Origin of the sequence: Paraburkholderia strydomiana, assembly GCF_046030495.1 — a bacterium.
GTDB lineage: Bacteria > Pseudomonadota > Gammaproteobacteria > Burkholderiales > Burkholderiaceae > Paraburkholderia > Paraburkholderia strydomiana_A.
The window spans coordinates 102,174-128,040 of record NZ_JAQQCJ010000005.1 but is presented as its reverse complement, the minus strand read 5'-3'; the positions used below and the strand labels follow the sequence as shown (position 1 = coordinate 128,040).

The 25,867-nt window shown below is 62.9% G+C and carries 27 protein-coding genes and 2 pseudogenes; 12 read left to right on the top strand and 17 right to left on the bottom strand.

What is annotated here, in order from left to right; genetic code table 11:
* Nucleotides 1–237 precede the first annotated feature (237 nt).
* The gene (locus PQQ53_RS09085; RefSeq protein WP_408139341.1) at nt 238–591 is read left to right on the top strand and encodes a sugar ABC transporter ATPase; all 354 of its coding nucleotides are present in this window, start codon (nt 238–240) and stop codon (nt 589–591) included.
* A 141-nt stretch (nt 592–732) separates the two neighbouring features.
* Nucleotides 733–1,248, top strand: a complete 516-nt coding sequence (locus tag PQQ53_RS09080) for a metal-dependent hydrolase (RefSeq protein ID WP_408139343.1) — start codon at nt 733–735, stop codon at nt 1,246–1,248.
* A 3-nt stretch (nt 1,249–1,251) separates the two neighbouring features.
* On the opposite strand, the gene PQQ53_RS09075 is transcribed toward PQQ53_RS09080, so the two are convergent.
* The 3 genes from PQQ53_RS09075 to PQQ53_RS09065 form a co-directional block, all read right to left on the bottom strand.
* Entirely contained in the window at nt 1,252–2,073 is an 822-nt protein-coding gene (locus PQQ53_RS09075; RefSeq protein ID WP_408323748.1) for an AraC family transcriptional regulator, read from the bottom strand.
* Nucleotides 2,074–2,136: 63 nt separating this feature from the next.
* Nucleotides 2,137–3,063, bottom strand: a complete 927-nt coding sequence (gene epsC, locus PQQ53_RS09070) for a serine O-acetyltransferase EpsC (protein ID WP_408139347.1) — start codon at nt 3,061–3,063, stop codon at nt 2,137–2,139.
* A 155-nt stretch (nt 3,064–3,218) separates the two neighbouring features.
* A complete protein-coding gene (locus tag PQQ53_RS09065) occupies nt 3,219–3,452 on the bottom strand; it encodes a hypothetical protein (RefSeq protein ID WP_121323556.1) in 234 nt (77 codons plus the stop codon).
* A gap of 327 nt (nt 3,453–3,779) precedes the next feature.
* On the opposite strand from PQQ53_RS09065, the gene PQQ53_RS09060 reads away from it, so the two are divergent.
* Together PQQ53_RS09060 and PQQ53_RS09055 are read left to right on the top strand one after the other, a co-directional pair.
* Nucleotides 3,780–4,232, top strand: coding sequence for a DUF3005 domain-containing protein (locus PQQ53_RS09060; protein ID WP_408139564.1), 453 nt, complete (start codon nt 3,780–3,782; stop codon nt 4,230–4,232).
* A gap of 215 nt (nt 4,233–4,447) precedes the next feature.
* The gene (locus PQQ53_RS09055; RefSeq protein ID WP_408139349.1) at nt 4,448–5,053 is read left to right on the top strand and encodes a short chain dehydrogenase; all 606 of its coding nucleotides are present in this window, start codon (nt 4,448–4,450) and stop codon (nt 5,051–5,053) included.
* Between the two features lie 135 nt (nt 5,054–5,188).
* On the opposite strand, the gene araD is transcribed toward PQQ53_RS09055, so the two are convergent.
* The 7 genes and pseudogenes from araD to PQQ53_RS09020 all read right to left on the bottom strand — a co-directional run bounded on the left by araD (nt 5,189) and on the right by PQQ53_RS09020 (nt 13,000).
* On the bottom strand, nt 5,189–6,940 hold the full coding sequence (gene araD / locus PQQ53_RS09050; RefSeq protein WP_408139351.1) for an L-arabinonate dehydratase: 1,752 nt from the start codon (nt 6,938–6,940) through the stop codon (nt 5,189–5,191).
* Nucleotides 6,941–6,971: 31 nt separating this feature from the next.
* The gene (locus PQQ53_RS09045; RefSeq protein WP_408323746.1) at nt 6,972–7,901 is read right to left on the bottom strand and encodes an ABC transporter permease; all 930 of its coding nucleotides are present in this window, start codon (nt 7,899–7,901) and stop codon (nt 6,972–6,974) included.
* Nucleotides 7,901–8,791: an ABC transporter permease gene (locus tag PQQ53_RS09040; RefSeq protein ID WP_408139355.1), complete on the bottom strand. Its 891-nt coding sequence runs from the start codon at nt 8,789–8,791 to the stop codon at nt 7,901–7,903. The genes PQQ53_RS09045 and PQQ53_RS09040 overlap by 1 nt, the downstream gene beginning before the upstream one ends.
* Nucleotides 8,788–9,867 (bottom strand): ABC transporter ATP-binding protein, encoded by a 1,080-nt coding sequence (locus PQQ53_RS09035; protein WP_408139357.1) that lies wholly within the window; start codon nt 9,865–9,867, stop codon nt 8,788–8,790. Before PQQ53_RS09035 ends, PQQ53_RS09040 begins: the two co-directional genes overlap by 4 nt.
* Nucleotides 9,868–9,959: 92 nt before the next feature.
* Nucleotides 9,960–11,129: an extracellular solute-binding protein gene (locus PQQ53_RS09030; RefSeq protein WP_408139359.1), complete on the bottom strand. Its 1,170-nt coding sequence runs from the start codon at nt 11,127–11,129 to the stop codon at nt 9,960–9,962.
* A gap of 299 nt (nt 11,130–11,428) precedes the next feature.
* Complete coding sequence (locus tag PQQ53_RS09025; RefSeq protein ID WP_408323744.1) at nt 11,429–12,367, bottom strand: SMP-30/gluconolactonase/LRE family protein; 939 nt, start codon at nt 12,365–12,367, stop codon at nt 11,429–11,431.
* Nucleotides 12,364–13,000, bottom strand: a pseudogene (locus PQQ53_RS09020) (beta/alpha barrel domain-containing protein). Before PQQ53_RS09020 ends, PQQ53_RS09025 begins: the two are co-directional and overlap by 4 nt.
* Nucleotides 13,001–13,554: 554 nt before the next feature.
* Here PQQ53_RS09020 and PQQ53_RS09015 point away from each other — a divergent pair.
* A complete protein-coding gene (locus PQQ53_RS09015; RefSeq protein WP_408139363.1) occupies nt 13,555–14,259 on the top strand; it encodes a helix-turn-helix transcriptional regulator in 705 nt (234 codons plus the stop codon).
* Here PQQ53_RS09015 and PQQ53_RS09010 read toward each other — a convergent pair.
* Complete coding sequence (locus PQQ53_RS09010; protein WP_408139365.1) at nt 14,243–14,560, bottom strand: helix-turn-helix domain-containing protein; 318 nt, start codon at nt 14,558–14,560, stop codon at nt 14,243–14,245. The two genes, PQQ53_RS09015 and PQQ53_RS09010, sit on opposite strands and share 17 nt — an antisense overlap.
* Before the next feature lie 152 nt (nt 14,561–14,712).
* Between PQQ53_RS09010 and PQQ53_RS09005 the strand changes: the two genes are divergently transcribed.
* Entirely contained in the window at nt 14,713–15,306 is a 594-nt protein-coding gene (locus PQQ53_RS09005) for an acyl-homoserine-lactone synthase (protein WP_408139366.1), read from the top strand.
* Nucleotides 15,307–15,430: 124 nt separating this feature from the next.
* Here PQQ53_RS09005 and PQQ53_RS09000 read toward each other — a convergent pair whose 3' ends face one another.
* Nucleotides 15,431–16,120, bottom strand: a complete 690-nt coding sequence (locus PQQ53_RS09000) for a FadR/GntR family transcriptional regulator (RefSeq protein ID WP_408323897.1) — start codon at nt 16,118–16,120, stop codon at nt 15,431–15,433.
* 284 nt (nt 16,121–16,404) lie between these two features.
* Here PQQ53_RS09000 and PQQ53_RS08995 point away from each other — a divergent pair, with 284 nt between their 5' ends.
* The 5 genes from PQQ53_RS08995 to PQQ53_RS08975 all read left to right on the top strand — a co-directional run bounded on the left by PQQ53_RS08995 (nt 16,405) and on the right by PQQ53_RS08975 (nt 21,128).
* A complete protein-coding gene (locus PQQ53_RS08995; RefSeq protein WP_408139368.1) occupies nt 16,405–16,878 on the top strand; it encodes a universal stress protein in 474 nt (157 codons plus the stop codon).
* Between the two features lie 232 nt (nt 16,879–17,110).
* Nucleotides 17,111–17,905: a fumarate/nitrate reduction transcriptional regulator Fnr gene (gene fnr / locus PQQ53_RS08990; protein WP_408151882.1), complete on the top strand. Its 795-nt coding sequence runs from the start codon at nt 17,111–17,113 to the stop codon at nt 17,903–17,905.
* Between the two features lie 118 nt (nt 17,906–18,023).
* Nucleotides 18,024–19,355: an SUMF1/EgtB/PvdO family nonheme iron enzyme gene (locus PQQ53_RS08985; protein WP_408323742.1), complete on the top strand. Its 1,332-nt coding sequence runs from the start codon at nt 18,024–18,026 to the stop codon at nt 19,353–19,355.
* A gap of 244 nt (nt 19,356–19,599) precedes the next feature.
* On the top strand, nt 19,600–20,187 hold the full coding sequence (locus PQQ53_RS08980; RefSeq protein WP_408323740.1) for an erythromycin esterase family protein: 588 nt from the start codon (nt 19,600–19,602) through the stop codon (nt 20,185–20,187).
* Between the two features lie 116 nt (nt 20,188–20,303).
* Nucleotides 20,304–21,128 carry a fused MFS/spermidine synthase gene (locus tag PQQ53_RS08975; protein ID WP_408151879.1) on the top strand — a complete coding sequence of 275 codons (825 nt, stop codon included), beginning with the start codon at nt 20,304–20,306 and terminating at the stop codon, nt 21,126–21,128.
* An 84-nt stretch (nt 21,129–21,212) separates the two neighbouring features.
* On the opposite strand, the gene PQQ53_RS08970 is transcribed toward PQQ53_RS08975, so the two are convergent.
* The 5 genes from PQQ53_RS08970 to PQQ53_RS08950 all read right to left on the bottom strand — a co-directional run bounded on the left by PQQ53_RS08970 (nt 21,213) and on the right by PQQ53_RS08950 (nt 24,353).
* Nucleotides 21,213–21,410 carry a ribbon-helix-helix protein gene (locus tag PQQ53_RS08970; RefSeq protein ID WP_007178408.1) on the bottom strand — a complete coding sequence of 66 codons (198 nt, stop codon included), beginning with the start codon at nt 21,408–21,410 and terminating at the stop codon, nt 21,213–21,215.
* A 180-nt stretch (nt 21,411–21,590) separates the two neighbouring features.
* The gene (locus PQQ53_RS08965; protein ID WP_408151878.1) at nt 21,591–21,857 is read right to left on the bottom strand and encodes a class I SAM-dependent methyltransferase; all 267 of its coding nucleotides are present in this window, start codon (nt 21,855–21,857) and stop codon (nt 21,591–21,593) included.
* Nucleotides 21,858–22,091: 234 nt separating this feature from the next.
* Nucleotides 22,092–22,355: an HPr family phosphocarrier protein gene (locus PQQ53_RS08960; protein WP_408139378.1), complete on the bottom strand. Its 264-nt coding sequence runs from the start codon at nt 22,353–22,355 to the stop codon at nt 22,092–22,094.
* 66 nt (nt 22,356–22,421) lie between these two features.
* Nucleotides 22,422–22,868, bottom strand: coding sequence for a hypothetical protein (locus PQQ53_RS08955; protein ID WP_408139379.1), 447 nt, complete (start codon nt 22,866–22,868; stop codon nt 22,422–22,424).
* 225 nt (nt 22,869–23,093) lie between these two features.
* A complete protein-coding gene (locus tag PQQ53_RS08950) occupies nt 23,094–24,353 on the bottom strand; it encodes a YoaK family protein (protein WP_408323738.1) in 1,260 nt (419 codons plus the stop codon).
* A gap of 119 nt (nt 24,354–24,472) precedes the next feature.
* On the opposite strand from PQQ53_RS08950, the pseudogene PQQ53_RS08945 reads away from it, so the two are divergent.
* Nucleotides 24,473–25,570, top strand: a pseudogene (locus tag PQQ53_RS08945) (proton-conducting transporter transmembrane domain-containing protein); the annotation flags it as partial.
* Nucleotides 25,571–25,867 lie beyond the last annotated feature (297 nt).

The following is a 25,867-nucleotide window of genomic DNA, read 5'->3' as shown; positions in this document are numbered from 1 at the left end:
GGGTTTTTTTATCGCACTAACGATTCGACATCGTGGCGATCAACGGGTCTCGCCACCGCGCGAAATGACGACGCCGGCGCGCGGTGGGTATACTGGCCCACGCCGCCCCGGCCACCGCGATGTCGCTGCGGTAGCCCGGCGGCTTCGTCGCGAAGCATCACGTTGTGCTGAAAATGCATGGCGCTTCGCCCGCGCCTCAAGTCCCCACGAACGACCGGGGACGCCGACGATCGGACCATGAAAAGACTTCTCCTATTAGCACCCGCTGTTGCCGTCATTGCTGCTCTCGCCGCTTGCGGTACGTCCAGGGGCCCTGCCCGCGACGCATCCGTGCCGCTGCTGTACGTGTCGTCGCAACGCGCCCCCGCCTCTATCGCCCAATGCCTCAAGGACCGTTTGCCGCGCGTACGCACGTCGCAAGTCGGCTCGGCGACTGAGCTCGCCGTCGGCTCGGATTCGAACAACTCGTATTTCGTCACGCTGACGCCGCTCAACGCGGGTTCGGTCATCAAGGTGATGCGCCCCGCGAACGCGCCGGACGATCCGCCGGAAGAAGAGATGCGCTTCGACATCGCACGCTGCGCCACCTGACATTCCGCTCACGCATTCGGGTTGTGAAGGCCACGCCGCCACGCGAATTTTTTATCTCGCGCGGCGGCTATTTTTTTGTCGGCTCATCTGCGAACATAGCCGCCCTTCGTCTTTGACGCGGCGCGGCGCGCCGCGAGTTTCATGGCCTCCAGCAACGCACATCACGCGACCGGTTTTGCAGCCGGTGTCATCGCGGCGGCAATCGTCGCGCACATCGGCGAGGGTGATCCGTATCATCTCGGCGTGCTGTCGAGCTTCCTCGCCGGGCTCGCCGGCAGCACCGCGCCGGACTGGCTGGAGGTGGCGTGGTGGTCGCGCGCGCGGCGTCTGTGGATCACGCATCGCACGTTGACGCATTGGGGTGTGGGGTGGCTCGCGCTGCTCGCGATTTCCTATCATTGGCTCGGACATTCGATCTATGCCGCGCCCGCATTCGGCTTCGCGTGCGGCGGCCTCATGCATCTGCTGGCCGACTGGCCGAATCCGCTAGGCGTGCCGTGGCTTGCCGGACGGCATTCGCTGAATCTGTGGAAGAGCGGGCACTGCGACCTGATCGTGGTAGCGGCTTCGTGGGCCGCGGCCTGGTTTATCGGCGAGCATGTCTGGTGGCATGGCGCGCATGAGCTGTCACTGCTGCGCTATCTGCGCACGGGCTAAGCGTCACCGCATCGCAGCCGCATAGTTCGCGGGCGTCACGCCCAGCAGGCGCACGAAGGCCCGCGTCATGTGGCTCTGATCGGCAAATCCGGCCGCTGCCGCCGCATCGGCGAGCGTCGCGCCCCGCGCGATCGAGCGCCTCGCGAGCGCGATGCGCCGCTGCATCTGGTAAGCGTGCGGCGGCAAGCCCATCTCGTGCGCGAAGCCACGCAACAACTGGAAACGGCTCAGGCCGGTGTCGGCGGCAAGGTCGGCCAGGGTGAGCGTGGCAGCAGGATCATCGTCGATGCGCGCTTTCGCTCGCGCAATCGGCCCGTGCGCATGAACGGCGGGCGTATGCGCCGGCCGGGTCGCGTGGGTGTGGACCAGATACCCGAGGAGTTCGAGCAACGCCTCTTCCGTCAGCAGATTGTCGGGCGCCGACTGCGCCTGCACCGACACCGCAAATAACCGCTCGAACAAATGCCTGAGCAGCGGATCGTGAACCACCGGCTGCGTGAGTTCGATCTCACGCGCCGCTGCGCCCGTCAACTCGGTCGCGGCGGACGTCAGCATCGACGGTTCGAAATACAACATGCGCCACGCGCGGCCACGCTCGTCGAGGGGGCTGCCGTCGTGGACCTCGCCTGGATTGACCGTGATCGCGTCGTTCGCGCGCGCTTCGACGACGCCGCGCCCGCTCGCCGACCGATGTCCGCCACGCACGATCACGCCGACGCCGAAGCGGTCGTGCGAATGGCGCGGAAACGAATGCGCCGTATCGGCCAGCGTCGCTTCGACGCCGGCAATCGCGCAGCGAGGCATGTGAACGCGGCCGCGCGGCATGAGTCGTGCCTCAGTTGTTGTGGCTGGAGCCGCACGAGCCGGAGGGGCCATCCCCCGCGCGCATCATCGCCGGCTCTCGTCGGTGCGCTCGCCTTCACGCACTTTGCCTTGCGACACGCTGCTGCCCGGCGGCACGCTGTGCGTGAGCCACACGTTGCCACCGATCACCGAGCCGCGTCCGATCGTCACCCGCCCGAGGATGGTCGCGCCGGCGTAGATCACGACGTCGTCCTCGACGATCGGATGGCGCGCATTGCCCTTGATCAGCGCGCCGTCGCCATCGGCGGCGAAGCTCTTCGCGCCGAGCGTGACCGCCTGATACACCCGCACACGCTCGCCGATGATCGCGGTCTCGCCGATCACCACGCCCGTGCCGTGGTCGATGAAGAAGCTCGGCCCGATCGTGGCGCCCGGGTGAATGTCGATACCGGTCGCCGAGTGCGCGATCTCGTTGATGAAACGCGCCAGCAACGGCACGCCGAGCCGATGCAGCGCATGCGCGAGCCGGTGGTGAGTCATCGCCCACACGCCCGGATAGCACAGCAGAATTTCGGTGATGTGCTGCGCGGCCGGGTCGCCGGTGAAGGCTGCCTGAATGTCGCTGACCAGCAGCGCGCGAATCCCCGGTAACTGCGTGCCGAATTCGCGCGCGACACCGAACGCTTGCTCCTGCAGCTCCGCATCGGAGGTTGCGGCGTACTCTGGCAGAAATCGCAGCGCGCGGCGAATCTGTTCGGCGAGCAAACGCAAGGTGCTCTCGAGCGTGTGGCCGACGTAGTAATCGACGGTTTCATCGGTCAGATCGGGCGCGCCGTAGTGCGTGGGGAACAGCGACGCGCGCAGGCCGGCGACGATGTTGACCACCGCGTCGCGCGAAGGCAGCTCGCGAATGCCGAGCGGATGCCGCGTGCGATGCAATTGTTCACGCGAGGCGCGCAGGTCCGCGACGATCTGTTCGAGACCCCAGTTGTGGGAAGGCACGTTAGGCATAGAAGAACGACGCCATGCGGCGAGCACGGTTCGAGGTGATGGATTATGCCGAGAGATTACCGCGTTTTGCCGCGGCCCGCGCAGCGTGGCGCGCTGGCTGGCATGCGGCTCGCGTGCGCTCATGCCGCGCGGTGCCGTGCCATGCATGCGCTTCTTCAGATGGTCACGCTGCTCGCGTCGATCCAGCGCACCGCCCAGTCGCGCGCATGGGCGATGGCGGCGCCTTCGTCGGGGAAGCGCAGCTCGTTAGGGAAGAATCGGTTGGCGACCAGCTCGCCGTCGCTCGACCGCGAGATCACCACATACGGTTGCCAAGTGCCATCGCCGGCGCGCGCAGGCGCGCAATTCAACAAGTAGCCGCGATGTGTGAATGCAGCATCGAAGTGCATGAGTCACCCGCCCTGACGCCCCGTAAAAATGTTTTGAATAGCGCGGCCTTTCGTTCGTTGTTTCCGACCATGAAGAGTTAGTCGGGGCCCTTTCGTCAATTTAACCGCGCTTCGCTCGTCGGAGTAAGATCATACTCTGTAGAAAATACGCGTCCATTAAAAAAAACGAAAAGAATCGCCGACGCAATCGCCAGGTGAAATGTCCTCACATGCATCGCCTTGCAAGCGTGGCGTATGCGCATTGCAAGTCACGTGCACACAGGCGTCGTGCCGGGCGGTATGGGTTTTGCTGACCTTCAACCATGTCCTCTTCAAGGAGAACGCATGATGAACAGCGATATCGACAAGCCAGCAGACGTCGCGAAGCAAGCGGCCGCAAGCGGCCCGAGCTCGGCGGAATTGCACAACGACCGTACGCACGACAGCACGGTCGACACCGACGGCAAAAACCTCGAAGCCGCGCGCATCGCGGGTTACCGCCCGATTTCGCCCGACGAGATCACCACCAGTAACGCATCGCTGGACAATAGCGTGCCCGAGGCGCTCGACGGCATGGCCGGCTTCGACAGCCGGGTTGGCGGCAACCACCTGCTGCTCGCGCTCGAACCCGGCTACACCGTGATCGACAAAGGCATGATCGAACCACAAGGCGCCTACTCGGCCGATCATCAATTCGACGATCCACGTCCCGTGGGCAGCCGCCAGGATCGCGGCCGCATCCATTACGCGCTGAATCATTTTCGGCCCACACGCGTGATCGAATTGCATCGGGTGAAATAAACGCGGGCAGGGAGTCCCCTGGCGTTTGAATCCACGCGCTTATTCCTATTAATCATTGAATATCATCGCGCGCACCGTTTGAAATAATGGTGCGCGCCTTGCTTTACGTCGATTCGAAACTCAGGGTTGCGGGACCTGGGCGCCAGCGCAGCTTTTTCTCCACGCCGATCCCCGCCACAATCGAGCCACATCAACCACGCTCAACAGGGCAGCAGATGAAAAAAATCGTTGTGATCGGTGCGACCGGCACGCTGGGCCAGGCCGTCAGTGCGGCGTTGCAGGCGCGTCACCAGGTGATCGAAGTGGGCGCGACGCGCGGGCAGTATCGCGCCGACATCACGGACCCGGCGAGCGTCGAGCGGCTCTTTCGCGAGATCGGCAAGGTGGACGGCGTGGTCACCGCGACCGGCAAGGTGCACTTCGGGCCGCTGCCGGATATGAGCATCGAACAGTTCTGGGTCGGTCTGCGCGACAAGCTGATGGGCCAGATCAACGTGGTGCTGGCCGCACAGCAATACGTGAACGACGGCGGCTCGTTCACGCTGACGAGCGGCATCATCGCCGACGAACCGATTCGCCTCGGCGCCAGCGCGACCACGGTCAACATGGCGCTCGAAGGATTCGTGCGCGGCGCGGCGATCGAATTGCCGCGCGGCATCCGCATCAACGTGGTGAGCCCGACCGTGCTGACCGAAGCCATGGACGCTTACGCGCCCTACTTCCGCGGCTTCGAGCCGGTGACGGCACAACGCGCCGCGCTCGCCTACGTGCGCAGCGTGGAAGGCGCGCAGACGGGGCGGGTGTATCGCGTGGGGTATTGAACGTCGGGGGAATCACGCGATGCGGTCTCGCCGCATTGCGCGCCCCTCTCGAAGTGTTGCCGCTCTGTGGCGGCTGCACTGCTCTGCCGACGGCCCTCGATAAAGCCGTTGCATTGCGAACCGCCTGCCAGATCCTCAGTGAATCTCCGGCTCGCCCGGCTTGTCCGCTTGCGGCGCGGCAAGCGCGCCGCCGCGTTGCAGGAAGTCGAAGTCGCAGCCCTGATTCGCCTGCATTACATGCACCTGATACATCGCGCCATAGCCGCGCGTGAAACGCGGCGCGGGTCTGACCCACGCGGCCTGGCGGCGCGCCAGTTCCTCGTCCGACACCAGCAGGTTGAGTCTGCGCCCGGGCACGTCCAGCTCGATCGTGTCGCCGTTTTGCACCAGCGCGAACGGCCCACCGACGAACGACTCCGGCGCGACGTGCAACACGCACGCGCCGTAACTCGTGCCGCTCATCCGCGCATCCGAGATGCGCACCATGTCGCGTACGCCCTTTTGCAGCAGCTTGCGCGGGATCGGCAGTTGCCCCCACTCGGGCATGCCCGGCGCGCCCACCGGCCCCGCATGCTGAAGCACGATCACACAGGTCTCGTCGATGTCGAGCGCTTCGTCGTCGATGCGTGCGGCCAGGTCGTTATAGTCCTGGAACACCACCGCGCGGCCGGTATGCACGAGCAGATGCGGCTCGGCCGCGCCGGGTTTGATCACCGCGCCGTCGGGCGCGATATTGCCGCGCAGCACCGCGAGTCCGCTGTTAGGCAGGAGCGGCTTGTCGCGGCGGCGAATCACTTCGTCGTTGAAAATCCGCGCACCTGCGAGGTTCTCGCCGAGCGTGCGGCCGTTCACGGTTCTCTGCGAACCGTCGATCAGCTCGCCCAGCTCCGCGAGCAGCGCCCGCAGACCGCCCGCGTAGAAAAAGTCCTCCATCAGATACGCGCCGGTCGGCCGGATGTTGGCCAATACCGGCGTGCGGCGCGAGATGTCGTCGTAGCGATCGAGCGTCAGCGCGATGCCCGCGCGGCGCGCGAGCGCGATCATGTGGACGATCGCATTGGTCGAACCGGACAGCGCGAGACAGGTGGTCACGGCGTTATCGACCGAGCCGGCTGTGATGAGGTCGGAAGGCTTGAGATCCTCCCACACCATGTCTACGATGCGCATGCCGGTCTGCACCGCCATCTGCGCATGACGCGAATCCGCTGCGGGAATCGACGCGAAACCGGGCAGCGTGAAGCCGAGCGCCTCGGCCGCGCTCGTCATCGTCGAGGCGGTGCCCATCGTCATGCAATGCCCCGGCGAGCGCGCAATGCCGCCTTCGATGCCCTGCCAGTCGTCCTGCGTGATCGTCCCGGCGCGCAGTTCGGCCCAGTACTTCCAGACGTCCGAGCCGGAGCCGAGCGTCACGCCATGCCAGTTGCCGCGCAGCATCGGGCCGGCGGGCAGGAAGATCGCGGGCAGGTCCATCGAGATCGCGCCCATCAGCAAAGCGGGCGTGGTCTTGTCGCAGCCGCCCATCAGCACGACGCCGTCGGCGGGATAGGAGCGCAACGTCTCCTCGGCTTCCATCGCGAGGAAGTTGCGGTACAGCATCGTGGTGGGCTTCTGGAACGGCTCGGACAGCGTCTGCACCGGCAGCTCGATCGGAAAGCCGCCGGCCTGCCAGATGCCGCGCTTCACTTCCTCGACGCGCTGCTTGAAATGCGTGTGGCACGCGTTGATCTCGCTCCACGTGTTGAGAATCGCGATGACCGGCTTGCCCGCGTATTCCTCCCGGTTGTAGCCCATCTGCGCGGTGCGCGAGCGGTGACCGAACGAACGCATATCGTTCGCGCCGTACCAGCGGTGGCTGCGCAGCTCCTCGGGGGTCTTTCTCTTCGTCAACGTCGGCTCCACGAATAGCGTCGGGAGTGCTTCAGCGCTTCTGCTCCTTCACGCGCGACACGATTTGCGTCGGACTGACAAATTGCAGCGCGATCAGCACCCAGATCAGCGTGATCGCCATGTAGATCATCGCCATCGCATCGATCGATTGCGGAGCGCGCACGCCGGTTGAAAATACAGCGTAGTACAACGCGACCACCAGCGTCTGCGTAGCGGGCCCCGCGGTGAAGAAAGTCAGTTCGAACATGCCGATGGTGCGCACCAGCACCAGCAACCCCGCTGCGAGCATGCCGGGCACCAGCAGCGGCAGCAGTACGTAGCGGAAGTAGCGGAACGTGTTGGCGCCGAAAATGCGCGCCGCCGCTTCGAGATTGGGGTCGATCTGCTCGATGAACGGTGTCATCACCAGAATCACGAACGGCAGCGCCGGCACCAGGTTCGCGAGGATCACGCCGCTCAGCGTGCCGGCGAGACCGATCTTGTACATGACGGTCGCCATCGGAATGCCGTAGGTGACGGGCGGCACCATCAACGGCAGGAGAAAGATCAGCATCACGAGGCGCTTGCCGCGAAACTGCACGCGGGCGAGCGCGTATGCCGCCGGCACGCCTAGCAGCACCGACAGCAGCACGACCGCGCCGACCACCTCGACGGTCACCCACAGCACGCTCGCGAGCTGGAAATCGCTCCACGCCTGGGCATACCAGTGCAGCGTGAAGCCTTGTGGCAACAGGGTGCCGAACCAGCGCGTCGCCACCGAATTGACCGCGACGGTCGCGATCAGCAGCACCACGTTGAGCAGGAAAAACACCATCACGGCCCACACCAGCACCCGCCACACGCGGCCCGCCACGCCGGCGCGCTGCGTTGCGCGCTTGACGGGCTCGCGCGCGCCGTCGCCGTGGTCTTTCGAAGCGGAGCCGGACCACGCGGGCTGTGCCGCACGACGTTCGCTCGTCATCAGCCTTTGCCTCCGCTTGCCGGTCCGCTGTAGAAGAAGCGGCGCGCGCCCAGCAGCGCGGCGACCACCAGCAATTGCACGAAGCCCATCACCATCGCGATCGCGGAGGCGAGCGAATAGTCGTAGCTTTCGAACGCGGCTTCGGCGGCGGCGATCGACATCACGCGCGTCGGACCCGCGGGCGCGCCGAGCAGCACCGCCGACGGAAACACCGAGAACGCCTGCACGAACGACAGACACGCCGCCATTGTCAGCCCCGGCACCAGCAGCGGCAGATAGATGCGGCGAAACTGCTGCCACGGACTCGCGCCGAGCGTCGCCGCCGCGCTCGCGAGCGTCGGGTCGATGCCGGTCACGTACGACAGCGTCAACAGAAACGCGAACGGAAAGCCCGAGACGATCAGCGAGATCAGCACGCCCCAGAAGTTGTGCGTGAGGCGCACTTCGCGCGTGTACAGATGCAGGCCTTGCAGCGCTTGCGGGAACCAGCCGTTGGGGCCGAAGTAGGTCAACATGCCGTCGGCGATCAGCACGGTGCCGAGCGTGACGGGAATCACCAGCAGCGTCGTGACGATCTTCTGATAGCGCGAGTAGCGGCGCAGTGCAAACGCTACCGGCACCGACACGCCGACGTTGATCAGCGTCGCGGGCACCGCGAGCTTGAGGGTGACGAGAATCGTCGGCCACATCGACGTGTCGGTGAAGAACGTCAGATAGTTGGCCCATAAGCCGCCGCCGTTCATCGGCCGGAACGACAGCACGAGGCCGTACGCGAACGGATAGATGAACATCGCGACGATGAACAGCAACGCCGGCGTAACCAGCCATGCCTTGGCGTCGCGCGACGCGAGCGGCGGCGAAGCAGGCGGCGACAACGTCGGCGTGTTCATGCGGCCTCGGCGTCGTACACCAGCACACGCGACGGCGCCACGCGCAAACTGATGTGCTCGCCCGCCACGAATTCGCCGACGATGCGCGCCCACACGTCGCCGAATGCGGTCTTCACACGCAGCAGCGAATCGTGGCCGCCGTATTCGACCGCGTCGACCAGCGCGTCGAACGCGTTGTCCGCGCCGGGCGCGGCGCGCTCCATATCCTCGGGACGCAGCGCGACGCTCACGCGTTTGCTGTCGAAGCCCGCCATCGGCGTGCCGATCAGACGCACGCCGTTCGCGCTCACCGCGACGCCTTCGCCCTGCGTGCCTTCGAGCGTGAATTCGGCCACGTTGCGATAACCCATGAAACGCGCGACATGCAGATTGTGCGGCCGCGTGTAGACCTCTTTCGGCGTGGCGACCTGCTGCACCACGCCCTCCTTCATCACGACGATGCGGTCCGCCATCGACAGCGCTTCGTCCTGATCGTGCGTCACGTAGAGCGTCGCGCGGTCGAGCTGGCTATGAATGCGGCGAATTTCAGCGCGCATCTCGATGCGCAGTTTCGTGTCGAGATTCGACAGCGGTTCGTCCATCAGGATCAGGGGCGGCTCGATCACGATCGCGCGCGCAATCGCCACGCGCTGTTGCTGGCCGCCGGACAGTTGGCCGGGCAGCTTGTGCTCGTGCCCGACCAGTTGCACGAGCTGCAATGCCTCGCGCACGCGGCGCGTCGTTTCGCTTCTGCCGACGCCGCGCATCTTCAAACCGAAACCGACGTTGTCGAGCACGCTCATGTGCGGAAACAGCGCGTAGTTCTGAAACACCATGCCGAAGCCGCGCTTTTCCGGCGGCAGCACGTCGATGCGTTTGTCGTCGAGCCAGATGCCGCCGCCCGTCAACGGCTGCAAGCCGGCAATGCAATTGAGCGCCGTCGATTTACCGCAGCCGGATGGCCCGAGCAATGCGATAAATTCGCCACGTTGGATCGTCAGATCGAGTTCCTGAAGCGCCGCGATCGCGTGGCCTTGCGCATTCGTGAAACTGCGGCTCACCGAGTCGAGCCGCAACCGCTCAAAGTGATGCTTCATGGAGGTTTCCTGGTACACGTGACGTGTCGGTGAATGCTCCTCCCGACATGTCACGCGCGAATCGCGACGGCATGCATGGCTGGATGCGCGGACTACTTGGTCTTCTGTGCGCCGACCTCGGCATCCCACTTCCTGAAGGCCGCAACCATCGCGGACGCATTCAACGGCAACGCATGCGGACGGTCAGCCAGCAGCTTCGCGTATTCCGGGCGGCCGTACTTCTTCAGCACCTCCTGGCTGTGCGCGGGCGCCTGTTCGATGCTCACGCCCTTGATCGCCGGGCCGGGATAGAAATAGCCGTCGTCATAGGTCATGGCCTGCTGCGCCGGTTCGAGCATGAAGTTCATCATCTTGTAGATGACGTCGAGCTTTTCCTTCGGCACGCCCTTCGGAATCACCATGTAGTGCGCGTCGTTCACCCATGTCATGTTGTCGAACGCCTGCACGCGGAATTCAGCCGGCACGATGCCGAGCGCACGTGGGTTGATGTCCCAGCCCGTCACCGTGACGGTCATGTCGCGCGTGCCCTCGCCGAGTTCCTTCATCACCGCCGAGGTGCCGCCAGGATAGTAAGGAATGCAATCGTTCAGCTGCTTGAGAAAGGCCCACGTCTTGTCCCAGCCGTGAATCGGGTCCTGCGGGTCCTTGTCGCCGAGGACGTATGGCAAGCCCATCAGGAACGTACGGCCCGGACCGGAGTTCGCCGGCCGTGCGTAGATCAGCTTGTCCGGATGCGCCTTGCACCATTGGAGAAGCTGCTCGGGCGTCTTCGGCGGATCGCTGACTTTGGCGGGGTTGTATTCGAGCAGCGGACCGGCCGGCATATACGCGACCGTGAGGCCATAGCCTTGAGCGAGGTCCTGCATCTTGCGCGGACCCGGCGCGTATTTGTCGAGCACGCCGGGAAACTGCGCCGCGTTGTCGGGCAGCAGCTTGATCCACAGATTCTGTTCGATGCCGGCCGCGAGCGCGTCGGTGCCGGTCAGTACGAGATCGATATCGGAGCGGCCCGCGCCCTGCATCGCCTTGATCTTGCCGGGCAATTGCGGAGCGGGCGCGTTGGTGAACGTGAGATTGGCGACGAGGTTCGGATACTTCGCCTTGAAGGCCTCGAAACCCTTTTGCGTGAGTTGGAGATCGCCGGCCACGTCGACGATGTTGATCGTGACCGGATCGGCCGCGTGCGCGGCGGATGCGAATGCGGCGCTAGCCGCGAGACATACGGACACCAGCTTGAGCGACAACCCGTGCGAAACAGTCATTGCGTCTCCTCGCTTCTTGGTATGGAAGTCCGCCCGTCAGGTGCGCCGCGGGCGGTGTCTCTCTACCAACGCAACATAGCGAAGCGGAACAGCCGATGTCAAGCAAATACTCGCGAGGGCGCGCAGTGCGTGAAAACCGCCGTTTTTGCGGGGAATCCTTATCGATTAAAGCAGAGCGCGCCGCATCCAGGGGCAAACCCGAAGCCGGTGACGAGATCGGACGATTCGTTGTCAAGCAACCGGAGAATGCGTGGCGCGCTCGCCTGCGCCCACGCGCGTCTGCTCACACCGATTCGCACTCAGCCGCCTTGCACGCCCTGCGTATTCACATAGAGCGAATACAGGCCGTGGCTCGCCGCCATGAACAGCCGGTTGCGATGACGCCCGCCGAAGCACACGTTCGCGCAACGCTCCGGCAACGCAATGTGGCCGAGCGGCTCGCCTTGCGCGGTGAAGACACGCACGCCGTCGAGTTCGTCGGTGCCCATGCCCCAGCCGCACCACAGATTGCCGTGGACGTCGACGCGAAAGCCGTCCGGCGTGCCTGGACCCGCGTCGATCAGCACACGGTTGTTCGACAGTGCAGCGCCATCGACGCCGACATCGAACGCGCGAATCTTGCGCGGCTCGCCGCGCGATTCGACGATGTACAGCACCGCCTCGTCCGGCGAGAACGCGAGGCCGTTTGGGCCGAACACGCCGTCGGCGACCATCGACACCTCACCGGACTGGCCGTCGACGCGGTACACGCACGCCGGCAGTTCCGACGTCTGACGCTCGCCTTCGTAGAAGCCGTCGATGCCGAAGGTCGGATCGGTAAACCAGATCGAGCCGTCCGACTTCACGATCACGTCGTTCGGCGAATTGAAACGCTTGCCTTGATAACGGTCGGCGAGCACGGTGATCGAGCCGTCGTATTCGGTGCGCGTCACGCGGCGCGTGAGGTGCTCGCAACTGACGAGGCGTCCCTCGCGGTCGCGCGTGTGGCCGTTCGCATTGTTCGACGACTGCCGGAACGTGCTGACGGTGCCGCTCGGTTCGTCCCAGCGCAGGATGCGATCGTTGGGAATGTCGCTCCACAGCAGATAGCGGCCATCGCCGAACCAGACCGGGCCTTCCGACCAGCGCGCGCCCTGGTACAGACACTCGACTGAAGCGGAGGCAAGAATCAACGACTTGAAGCGCGGATCGAATACGCGGATGGAAGGATCGGGATAGCGTCGGCTGTTGTCGGTCATGCTGGTGAGTGGGGTTCGGAGATTGATGAAGGGGTTTGGGCAAACTCGCGCTCCAGCGCAAGCAGTGCTCGCGCGCCAGCGTCGATCTTCGCATGATGTTGGGGCGGCGTCGAACTTAGCAGTGGCAGGATCGGGCCCATGTCGGCGATTTGCGCGAACGTGACGGCATCGTGAAGCACGCGGATCAGCGAGATGTCGTCGCGCAGGGTTTCGAGCGGCAAGAGGGCGTCGTATAGCCGTTGCGCGGTCTCGTGAGTCCCGCCTCGACGCCCTCGGGCGTCGTGAAGCCGCCGAACGGCAGCACCATCGCGGTCCGATACCGGGTTTGCGCGAGGATGCGCGCCTGATCGAGCATTTTCCCGAAGTCTGGGCCGATGGCCGGGATCACTCGCGTGCGGGGGCTCGCGGCGTCGGCAAGTAGGTCCAGCAGGTCCCGATATTCGCTGACGGCGGTGTGATAGAGGTTCGCGTTGCCGCCATATAGCAAGGTGCGCACGCCGCCGGCTTCTATATGGCGCGGATGAGCGAGAGATTCGCAGCAGGATCGAGCGTATAGTCCGCGCGGCGCGCCAGCGGCGGCACCGCCATGACCGAGGCGGCGAATTCGGCGTCAAGCAGAGAGGCTACGTTCATGACGCCTCCTGCCTGGCGAGCGCAACGGGGCGCTCACGGTAGCATCGGCCTCGCCATGTTGTCAAACAACTTGAACCGACGACGCCCGACCGTACTTGCCGCTCGTGTCTCGACATCACTGCGAACTGTCACTTTTATATGACAATGGAGCCTGATGGATCGATGCCCCACCTTGCCCGATCGTGGACAGTCGCGCGTCATTGCGGACGAATGCGCGGTTGGATCCGGCAGTCGCGGCCTCGTGCTTAATTAAAATCAGCGGGGTAATAATATTGCCAATGAAAGGCTTCAAAATGGCGACGACGAGGGAATTACCTATTTCGGGAGCCAGCAACTCTCAATCGGGCTAAACAGACTTAGATGGCAGTTCGCTCGTTTTCTTCGCAGTGGCGCCCGTCATGCCGTTCGACAGCGTTCGGCGCTGCGCAAGTTTTTTTAGTGTTAGATTGTGACGATTAAAACCGCCGGGCGGATTACCGTTCCGCGACGAAACGCAACGGGATGTTTGCGAGCCTGAGAGAGTTAAGCAATTGTCGCTACATTTTATCGAGCAGATGGCACCGCTACTGGACGCCGCCGACGAAGCGGAATGGTTCCGTGCGATTGCGGGCCTTGCCGAGACATGGGGCTTCGACAGAATTTTGATCGCCATGCTGCCGCGCCCGACCATGCGTCTGGAAGATGCGTACATACGCAGCACCTACGCGCCGGCATGGCGACAGACGTATGACAAAGAGGGATTGGTTCACATCGACCCGACCGTCGAACATTGCATGGCGCGCGCCGCACCGCTGATCTGGTCGCCGGCAATCTTCTCGACGACGGCGCAGCAATCCTTGTACGAAGAAGCGCGCTCATACGGGCTGCGCGCCGGGGTGACGGTACCGATTCACGGACCGAACCAGGAAGCCGGCATGATGTGCTTCGTCAATGACAACAGTTCGAGCGAAGATTTCCAGCGCCACGTCAACGCAGCGCTGCCGAATCTGGCGTTATTGCGCGACCTGGTTATCGATACCAGCCAGCGCCATCTGGATACGCACGCTCAGACCGTCTTGCCCAAGCTCACGCCGCGCGAACGCGAGTGCCTGAAATGGACCGCACGCGGCAAATCCACCTGGGAAATCTCCCATATCCTGAACTGTTCGGAAGCCGTAGTGAACTTCCACATGAAAAACATCAGGACGAAATTCGGTGTGAATTCGCGGCGTGCGGCAGCCGTGATCGCGGCGCAACTCGGGCTTATTGACCCGGGTTGAGAAACGCGGCGGCGTCGCGGCTATACAGCACTCGCTCGGCACGGCCCAGATCGGCATCGGAAACGGTTTTCGTGAAGTACAAGCCCAACAGGATCGACACCGGCGCCGGGATTTCGGCACCGGATTCGAACCGGCTGCCGCGCGACTGGGTGACGCCGAACCGTGCCCAGAAGCGGCGCTGGCTTTCTTTTTTCTTCTTGCGGTACGCAATGATCAGCACACGATCCACCGCCGTGGAGGCCTCCGCCGGGCGCGTTTGGAGGCCAGTCTGCGGTTGCCAGTGATTTTCGAGAAGTTCCATTTTCGTGCCTTGTCGGTTGGATGCGGATACGTGTCTCGAATTCTGCGTTACCCGATAAGCATGCACACCTATCCAGGTAGGTAGGTGGCAGAACAATTCAATATGCATAAGTTTTCCTGGTATTGGTTTCTCAACTCGTTCAGGAGAACGGCATGCAAACAGCGATCCGGATTGGAATGCGGCAGGATTTCGACAACTCGGACATCAACGAGATGTATCGCCTGCGGGCACGGGTGTTTCACGGGCGGCTCGGCTGGGATGTCCCGACCATAGCGGGCATGGAGATCGACGGCTACGACGCCCTCGGGCCGTATTACATGCTGATTCAGAGCGAAGACCGGAAGTTGCGCGGCTGTTGGCGCATGATGCCGACCGAAGGTCCCAACATGCTGAAAGACACCTTCCCCCAGCTGCTGCACGGCGAGCAGGCGCCGGTCGGGCGGCACATCTGGGAGTTGAGCCGGTTTGCAATCGAAACCGGTGGCGAGGAGCAGTCGTTCGGCTTCACGGACATGACGATCCAGGCGATTCAGGAAGTCATGAAATTCGCGCAGCGGATGGGTATCACGCGGTACGTCACCGTGACCACCACGCCGATCGAGCGGCTCCTGCGCAGGACCGGCATCGACATCAGCCGGCTCGGCGCGCCGGTGCAAATCGGCGTGGAGCGGGCGGTGGCGCTGAATGTCGCGGTGAGTCCGAAGACCCTTACGGCCTTGTTCGGCCCGATTGCGGTTGCGGCTTAGTCCGGACGCTCGTTCGCGCCTGGCGTCGGTTCAGGGAAATTTGTCCCGGTTTGATTGCGGGCCATGGGGGGGCCGGGACAAGCGCTTTCCCGTGGCTGGGTCGTGTTGGGTCGCTACGCGGAACTCAGGAGCCGAACATCCGTTCGAGCGCATTCTCGAGATGCGCGCGCATCGCCGCGCCGGCAGCTGCGGCGTCCTTGCGGCGAATCGCATCGAGCACCGCCATGTGCTCGGCCTGGACAAGCCGCTGACGCTCCACCGTCTTGAGGAGCGACAGGTTGCGCGACAGGTTCATGCTGAACAGTATCTGTTCCTCGATGAACGACATGACCGTGATGAAAAACGGGTTTTTCGACGCGCGCGCCACGGCCAGATGGAACAGGAAGTCGTCCTGCGCGCCGATCCCGCGGGTTTCGATGATGCGCTCCAGTTCGTCCCAGGCGTGCTGAATCGCGGCGATGTCGTCGGCATCGGCTTTGAGCGCCGCCTGCGCGGCCGCGCCGGCTTCGGTCACGATGCGAAATTCGTAGCATCGGCGAATATCGGACAGCGTTTCGAGCGGCGCGAAACGGCGCACGTCCGGATCGGGCCGCCGCGCGACCGTGGTGCCCGACCCGTGCCGCGTCATGATGATGCCGTCCGCCCGCAGACGCGCCAGTGCTTCGCGCACGGTCGGCCGCGAGGTCGCAAAACGTTCGGCCAGCGCGTGCTCGGTTGGCAAGCGCTCACCTTCCTTGTACTCGCCTTCGAGAATGCGATTGAGGATGTCGCCGTAGATCTTCTCGGGCAGGCCCGTGGTTTTGCGCTCGTTCATCGGCGGGCTGAAACAGCTTGTCTGAATATCATTTAATTGTAAGGCCAACTTTGGCCGTTCCTTACGGAAATATGCGCCCTGAATCGAGCAGCGGGGCGCCGCCCCGCGCGCTATCAAGCTTGGCGACAAGGACACCGGACCCATGAATTTGATAAGAGTTTGATTTACATCCCGGTTGAGTGCATCTTTTTCGGCCATCATCTAAGCTTCGTTGGTATAAAAGACCAAGGAGCCGGGCCGTGAGAACGGCTACGGCATACGGATTTTTCAGACGCGGAGTCGCCATGTACACACGCATCCTGGTAGCGGTCGACGGCAGCAACACTTCCCGCCGTGCATTCGAGGCAGCCCTCGCGCTCGCCAAATCCAACGGCGCCGTTCTGCGGCCTTTCTACGTTGTCGAAAACACGCCCATGTACTTCGAAGCGCCCGGCTACGACCCGTCGATCCTGCGCAACCGGTTGATCGAAGAAGGCAGGGAGTTGCGCGCGGAATTCGCGCAGACGATGGCCGAACAAGGCGTCAAGGGGGACCCGGCCGTCAGCGAAGCATCGTCGCTCGGCGATGTTTCGGACATCGTGCTGAAGGCCGCCGCCGAATTCGACGCCGACCTGCTGGTGATGGGCACACATGGCCGGCGCGGTTTTCAACGGCTGATTCTCGGCAGCGTCGCCGAGCGTTGCGTGCGCCAGGCGACCATCCCCGTGTTGCTGATTCCGTCCGCCGCGGGCCAGGACAAGGAAGCCGCCGCCCAATAACAGCGCTTCGTGCGACCGCCGTTTGCCATGTGTGGAACGGCGTCGCGCAATGGCGGCTCATTCGTGGGCCCCGCACCGATGGAAGCGCTCAGGAAATATCTGGCAGTCCAGCCACCCACGACCGTGCCACAACGCTCAAGATGCCTCACCGACTGAACGCGTCACTTTGCCGCCAAATCGCGTCCAGGGCGGGTGGGACAATCGCCACTACTCTGACAATCGGCTGCAGAACATGCTCACTCCTTCCGCTGTAACGCACTCCACCGGCATCGACGGCCCCTCCGCAAGTTCGTTGCCGGCGCGCAGCGGCCGCCGGGCTGCACCGGTGCGGGCGACCGCGCGCACCGCCGCCCGCTGTTCGAGTTGTTCGATGCGGCAACTCTGCATGCCTCAAGGCCTGTCCGCCGAGGAACTCGCGAAGCTGGAAACGCTCATCTGCTCTGCGCGCCCGGTGCAGCGCGGTGAAGCGCTCTATCGCAGCGGCGACCGTTTCGACAACGTCTACGCCGTCCGTTCCGGGTCGATGAAAACCGTGATGGCGCACCGCGACGGCCGCGAGCAGGTCACCGGCCTGCGGCTCGCCGGCGAGGCGCTCGGGCTAGACGGCATCAGCGAAGACGTCCACGCGTGCAGCGCCGTCGCGCTCGAGGACAGCACCGTTTGCATCGTCCCCTACAGCGCGCTCAAACGCTTGTGCCGCGAAATCAGTTCGATGCAGGAGCGCATGCACAAACTGCTGGGCGCGCAAATCGTTCGCGAAGCCACGCAGATGATGATGCTCGGCTCACTGTCCGCGGACGAACGCGTCGCCGCCTTCTTGCTGGACGTATCGGAGCGCAATGCGCAACGCGGCTATTCGTCGGCGGAATTCAACCTGCGCATGACGCGAGAGGACATGGGCAGCTACCTCGGCATGACGCTCGAAACCGTGAGCCGCACCTTGTCAAGATTTCAAAAGCGCGGCCTGATCGACACACAGGGGAAGCACATCCGCATCGTCGATCTGGCCGGACTGCGCCAGGTCTGAGCCGTTTGCCGGGGCTGGCCGGCGCCCGCCTACGCTCGTTCGGCGCGCTTTCGCCTTGGCATGGCTCCTGCGACCGGGTACAGTCTTTAGTCCCTCCCCCGCAAGGAGACCCGGCGAAATGAATCGCGACCCCGCCCCACGTCACCCGCTCGTCCAGCGTCTGATCGACGCGCGTCAGGTCACTGACGCATTGTTTGCCATCGTCAAACCCGAATTTCTGTATGAACGGCCGATCCGTGAACGCCACCGGATTGTGTTTTACATCGGCCATCTGGAAGCGTTCGATCGCAATCTCTTCGATCGGCGTGTATGCGACCTGCCCGCGTTCGCCCCGGAACTCGACCAGCTCTTTGCTTTCGGCATCGATCCGGTCGACGGCGGCTTTCCGACCGATCAACCCGGCGACTGGCCGTCGCTCGACACCGTACGCGCGTATGTCGCGCGTGCGCGCAGGCAGATCGACGACGCGCTCGCCGGTCTCGCGGACGCCGCCAGGTTCGGCCGCGACGGCGCGCAAGCCGACACCTGCCGGCAGTTGCTGAACGTCGCGATCGAGCATCGGCTGATGCATGCCGAAACGCTCGCGTACATGCTCCATCAGTTGCCGCTTGCACAAAAGGTCACCGAACTGCGCGAGTCCGTGGTCACGCATCCCGAACGCCCGGACGCGTTGGCGTCGATGGTCCGGGTGCCGGCCGGGTCGGCGGTGCTCGGCATGCCGCGCGACGCCGGCCAGTTCGGTTGGGACAACGAGTTCGGCGAATTACGCGTGGACGTGCCCGCCTTCGAGATAGACCGGTACATGGTGACGAACAGCGCGTTTGGCGAGTTCATCGAGGCCGGCGGCTATCGCGAATCCGAATGGTGGTCGGAGAAAGATTGGGCATGGAAGGAAGCCGAGCACATCGAGCACCCGGCCTGCTGGTCGCGACGCGAGGCGAGCGGCGAAACAGGCGGCAACGCGAGTGAATGGATGCTACGCACGATGTTCGACGAAGTGCCGCTGCCGCTCGACTGGCCCGCCTATGTGAGCCACGCCGAAGCCAGCGCTTACGCGCGCTGGGCCGGCAAGTCGCTGCCCACCGAAGCGCAATGGCAACGTGCAGCGCAAGGTGTGCCGCACGCCGGGTCAGGCAACTTCGATTTCCGCAGTTGGGACCCGAAGCCGGTTGATGCGTATCCGCAGAACGTCAGCACGTTTGGCGTCGAAGGTCAGTTCGGCAATGGCTGGGAATGGACTTCGACGGTATTCGATGCGCTGCCGGGCTTCGAAGCGTTTCCGTTCTATCTGGGTTACTCGGCCAATTTCTTCGATGGGCAGCATTACGTGCTCAAAGGCGGCTCGGCACGCACCGCGCAGTGCATGCTGCGGCCCGCTTTCCGCAACTGGTTTCAAGCGCATTATCAGTACGTGTATGCGGGGTTTCGCTGTGTGAGGGCTGACAAATAAAGAATAAGTTGACGCGAAATATCGCCTTAGCCCACGCCTCCTGGCCCAACACCGCGTTCCGCCGGCGCGGGTGGAAGAAATGGCTTCATTTACGATGACATGGGGCACGTCGTCGCTTGCAACGAAGATCCGGCGCGGCGGCACATGACGGTGCCCGATTCCTTCAGCAGGAACCGTCAGGACTGGGCACTCCGCGTCGCAGGCGAGAGTGACAGGTCCGCCGCAATCCGACATCAACTGGTTCGTGCAGGGCGAAGGCGACGCCGGAGCGGATACCACGCTCGGCGACTTCCGGCGTTTTCCGACGTGGATGTGGCGCAATCGTGAAATGCGCGACTTCATCGTCTGGCTGCGTGCACACAGCGCCGGACTGCCGCCCGAAGAGCGAGTCGGTGTTTATGGACTCGACCTGTACAGCATGCACCAGTCGGCAGATGCAGCGATCCGCTATCTGGAGCAGCTCGATCCCCAGCGGGCCGCGATGGCGCGTGAGCGTTACGCAGCGCTCGACCATGTTCGCGAGCCTCAAGCCTATGGCTATGCCACTGCAGTTGGCGCCCGCCCTGACGCGCGCGAAGGCGTCGTCGCGCAATTGCTGCCACTGCGCACCGACGCGCTGCTCCACCTCGCGCAAGATGGCCTCGCGGCACTCGACGCACAGTTCTTCGCACAACAAAACGCCAAAGTCGTCGTGAATGCGGAAAACTATTACCGCTCGATGTTCGGGCGACGTCTGAACACATGGAATTTGCGTGACGCGCACATGTACCGCACGTTAGCCGTCCAGCGGGAGGTGGTCGAAATGACTTATGTGATAATATCATTACCATAATCTGCAAATCAGGTTAGCCATGCAACATGGCTGCCGGCCGAGCGGAAGCGGAGCGAAGGCGCTCCCGATTATCACGAGGCTGAAGAGCCAGACATACACGCTGCCCAGGCAACTGCATGGATCACTCGCACGCGTCCTTCAACGCCTATATGAAGTTTCTTGCCGGGCCGCCCGCGGACGGTACGCCCGTTGTGCTGGAAACGGCCAATGCGCTGTCGCTGCACTTCGATCTACTGGCCACGCAGAGCTTCATGTCCCGACGCGATCCGCACAAGCTGATGCTCGGCTATACCCGGACAATGATGGGCTTCCTTTTGCTGAAGCCCACGCCCAGCAGAATTTCCATGATCGGTCTGGGTGGAGGGTCGCTGGCCAAGTTCTGTTACCGGCATCTTCCGCACACACGGATCGTGGCCATCGAAATCGACCCGGCAGTCATCGCGCTGCGCAACACATTCCATATTCCGCCGGATGACGAGCGATTCGAGGTGATCTGTGCGGACGGGGCGGAATACGTCAAGCGCGACGACGCGCCTCCTGACGTGATTCTGGTGGATGGCTTTCTGGCACACGGCATGCCCGTGCAGTTGGGTAACGCGGCGTTTTACGCGGCTTGCCACGCGCAGCTCGCGGACGATGGAGTGCTTGTCGCCAATTTCGTCGAGGACGATCCGCTTATTCCCTATTATCTGGAAGAGGCGCGTTCGGCGTTCGGTAACTCGCTCTCCATTCTTATGGCAGAGGATAGTTGTAACTACACGATGTTTGCATGGAAAGGTGCGCCAAAGCTTCCGTCCCGGGATGCGCTACTCACACGCGCACGCACACTTGCAATGACACATCCGCTGAACTTGCTCGCGACCGCGCGTCGACTGAAGCAAGGCACGAGCTTCGCCATGAATTGGAGATCTGAACAGAATCCGGAGCCGGGCGAGAGCTGACAGCAATTGTGCAGCCGCCACCCGCGTGCAACGACGCGCAGCAACTCTCAAGGACTAGGGTGGGGACTTGAAAACTGCCCTGGTTCAGGCAGTTTTGCGGCGCGGACGCGCACCAATGGCGCTCTTTGTCTTGTAGCTGACGCCGTGCTGCTCAAGGTAATCGCGGATCAATTGCCGAACCACCTGTGAGGGCGTCAGGTCCTGCGCTGCGCACAGTTTCTCGAACGCTTCCTTCTTCACAGGATCGATTAAAATCGTGAGCCGAGCGCTTTTCGTTTCCATGACGGGCAGAGTCCAGATATGTTAATTTGATTATAATACATGGCGGCTCCCGAGTCATCCTCGCGCCATCAATGCGCCACCCTCGTTGCGCATTCTGCCGTCGCCTTCCTTCCTCGTGTGCACACCCGCTCGAACCGTCCGGTCCATAGAGATGAAACCGTCTGCAGATAGCGGACCACTTCACTCAATCCGTCCATATCGGCTCCAGTTCAATTTTTTGCCGTATTCAATGCGCGTGGCCGTGGCGTGGAGACTGACCGCGTGCCGCGCCTGAAGCGCGCGCGCCCGATCGAGCATCGCTGTGAATGACGGAAGTCCGCCCGCTCCTTTCCACGCAAAAACGGTGACGTTGTGCTCACTACCTTCCGACCGCGCCAGCGCAACCGCGCCGGCAAAAATTTCCCGGAGCGAGCAGAGGTAGCGGTGGAAGTCAGGTTCGTCCGTCATCAGATCGGCACGAGCATGGTCCGCGTATGGCCCAGTGCGAGCGCATAAGGATCGTGCCGCAACATCGTGCTCTAAACGCCACGCGCGTCGAAGTACAACGACACCACCTGGTCGTTTTCAATCACCAACGGCTTGTTCGGATTTCTCTTTCCTATGTTGAGCATGATCGGGGGCGAGTCGTGGCGTGATCAGTTGGCGAGTGCGCGTAGAGTGGGGTGCCCTGCCTGAAGCGGATCAGGAGGACACCTGCGCATGCAGAACCGCCGACAGGGCATCCATCGCGGCGCTTTCGTCGGGCCCCGTAATCAGGATGCGTACGAGCGTACCTCGCCTCACCCGAAGGGACATGACAGACATGACGTCCTTGGCGTTAACGGACCGGCCGTTCGCGATGCAGACGATATCGCTCCCAAAGCGGGCAGCACTCACCGCAAGCCTCGCCGATTCGTGCCCGTTCAGCCCCCACCGGCCATTTATCTGAATCAATGCCTCGACCAACCCACTCCCCTTTGCACGTAAATCGTCACAGCGGGCGCGCTACGCCCGGACATAGCCACACAGCACTCAATGCATGGAACTTGCGGCCCTCTGCGCAAGGAAAGCGCGTAATTGCTGGTCCCATTCGTCAACCCGCACCGCAATGTCGACCGTGCCGAGTCGCTTCATATCCCGATCCAGATGAACCGCCCTAAGCGATTTTGGACGCAGTGGAGCACGAAAGAACTTCCCGTCGTCGTCCAGAAACAGACAGGGCCGCTGCCGGTATCGCGCCCCGAAAAGCGAGGTTGTGTCGTGGACATGGCGGGCCGATTCCTTCTGATAGACGAAGATGACATTGATCCCGCAGTCTTCCAGGCTGTCGCAGATGTCGGAGAACCGGTACAGCATCTGGAATCCCCGCTCGCCCGCCCTGCCCACACCGATGACAATCAGTCCGTGACGACCCATCAGGTCTCGCAAGAACCGGTGCGTGTAGTCATGGGACAAAAGCGAAATACTGGTGTCAATCACGTCAATCTCCCGTCCAACGCAGCTCCCCCGTTTCGCACGATCCCCGAATTCAGGTTCGGAAACACCAAGGGCGCCGGTCAATAACCTTCGTTATCATTGAAGCAACTCAAATGATGGTCTTATTATCATACTATGTGCGTCTACGTCAGGCAGACCGTTTCCACCCTGACGGTGACTTCGGGCGCGGCGAGCGGGGGCGTCAGGCAGCCGCAGCCAGCTACTGCCCTAGCGGTCGAGCCGGCAGATCCGTCCGCGCAGATCGTCGATCAGCGGCACGATCGCCAGCGCGATCAACAGTGCCGCGAGTGGAGTTGTCGCCTCGTACCCGACATGACGGAAACCGACCGCGCCCGTTAGTCCACCAACAAGGAACAGGGCCAGCATGGTCCCGTGCACTTTCAGCTTCGCACGATTGGCCAGCACGCCGGGCGCGGCGATGTCATCGCGCGAGGAATTCCAGTAGAAGAGCTTGCCGAGCTCGATGCCGATATCGGTCACGATTCCCGTCATGTGGGTGGTACGGATTTCCGCACCGGACAGTTTGGTGATCATGGCGTTTTGCAAACCCATGATGAAGCAAAGGAGTACGACCGTTGCCGGCACAAACAGCGTTTCCCACAAGGCGAGGTGACTGCCAAGCAGGCCGAAACACAGGAGCAGGCTGGCTTCGACCAGCAGCGGCAAAGCATACTGGCTATTCAGCCGCTTGCGCCGGCCCCAGTTGACGAGCACCGCCGAACAGGCGGCACCCAACAGGAACGAGGTCAGCGATCCGGCGCCTGCGAGGACCAGTGAAAAGTCGCCCAGCGCAGTCTGGTCGGCAATCGCGGATACCACGCCGCTCATATGCGACGTGTATTGCTTGACCGCGAGAAAACCGCCGGCATTCGTCGCGCCGGCCACGAACGCAAGCGAAAAACCGAGCTGCCGGTCGCCCCTGACAGTCCGGTCCTTCCCCGTGAGGGTCCGGAAATAGTCTGCTGGCATCAGGTATCGACTCCTGTGTTTGCATGCGCCGCGCCGACGCATGCAGGAGCCGGTGCGGCAAGCTGTTTCTGGAATTCCATGCGTTATGTGAGGCTCGCGTTGCCAATGCCCCGGAAGGACGCGGCGCCGTTTTTCCGCGGATGTCGCCGAAGCGGCATCGGTGGAACCATCTCGATAAAGCTGCTTGGATGATAACGCCATTATCATAAACTGGTAAGTCGATGCACCTTCCGGCCTGGCAGATTCAATGCACACACCCGGCCCAGGCAGTTTCCGGAGACGATTGATTTGTCGGCCAATCACCATCATTTCAGGCAGGCGCTGGCGGAACTGTTGAAAGGGCCGCCCGGAAATCCCGCGCCCGTGGTAAGCGACAGGTTGCGTACACGGTCGCTGCGCTTCGGTCCATTGGGCATACAAAGCTCGATGCGCACATGCGATCCGTTCGAGCTCGACCTCCCGTACACACGGGCCATGATGACCTTCGGGCTCTTCCACCACGCCCCACGAGGCATCCTGATCGTGGGGCTGGGCGGAGGATCGTTGTCGAAATACTGCTTCCAGAGGTTTCCATCGGCGCGGGTCACTACGGTCGAAATCGACGCGAATGTGATCGCGTGAGCACGGGCGTGAGCGCGTTCTCCGCCGGCTATTTCCGCAAGGGTGAAGGCACGCCGCCCGGCTTACTCTGCTTCGAATATCACGTGTGCCTGGCGAGCATGGCGACACTGTTACTCGCGGACGATGCATACAGCTTCATGGTCGCATGGGAAACGATGACCGTGTCGGCAGTTTTTCTTGTCATGACCAATCACCGCATCGCGGAGATCCGTCGAGCCGCTTACCTCTACTTCCTGATCTCCCATGTCGGCGCGCTGGCGCTCCTGTTGTGTTTCGGCCTGCTGCAAGCCAATACCGGCGACTATACGTTTGCCAACATGCGCCAACAGCATCTCGACGTATTCTGGGCCTCCGCCGCATTCCTGCTTGCGCTATTCGGCTTCGGCGCAAAGGCGGGTGTCTTCCCCTTGCATGTGTGGCTGCCCGAAGCCCATCCAGCTGCGCCGTCACCCGTGTCCGCCCTCATGAGCGGCTTTATCCTGAAGGCGGGTCTGTACGGCATTCTGCGCACGGTGTTCGACTTGCTGCATGTCCAGTTGTGGTGGTGGGGAGTCTTCGTGCTGGCGCTCGGACTCTTCACCGCCCTGTTCGGCGTCGTGTTCAGCGCGATCCAGACAGACATGAAACGGCTGCTCGCGTATTCGTCGATCGACAACCTCGGGCTGATGTTCGTCAGCATGGGACTGGCGATCCTGTTTCGCGCGTACGGCATGAACACGCTCGCCGCGCTCTCGTTGACCGCGCTGTTCTACCAGATGGCAAGCCACGCGACGTTCAAAAGCCTGTTGTTTCTCGGCACGGGTTCCGTGCTGCATGCCACCGGCGAACGCAATCTCGGCCGTCTGGGCGGATTGATCCGCGTGATGCCGTGGACCGCCGGGGCGGCGCTCGTGGGCGCATTTGCGAGCGCCGGACTGCCGCCGTTGAGCGGGTTCGTCTCCGAATGGCTGTTGCTGCAGAGCTTTCTGTTCACGCCGGGCTTGCCGAACCCGTTCCTGAATATGGTGGTGCCGCTGGTCGCGGCGCTGATCGCGCTGGTGGCCGCGCTGGCGGGCTATACGATGGTGAAGTTCTTCGGCATCGTCTTTCTGGGTTAGCCGTGCGCGACTGAATGTCAGCTGGTGGCAGCGGACATTCGAGGGATGAGATCGCTGGCGGATTCTCGGCCGAACCTCAATTTGGATACCGAAGGACAGCGGGCGGCATTTCCGCTGCGGCTATCGACGCGCTGATCGACGAGTATCGAGCAAGTGTCGCCATAGCTACCCGACGATTTTCCGATGGACGTGGCCGGCGCGGTGTTCGTCAGGACACGCCGCCCAAAGAGCAAACTCGCGGAGTAAGCCGTCAGTGAAAGTTGGCGATGAAATTGCGCAGTAAAAGTTGTCAGT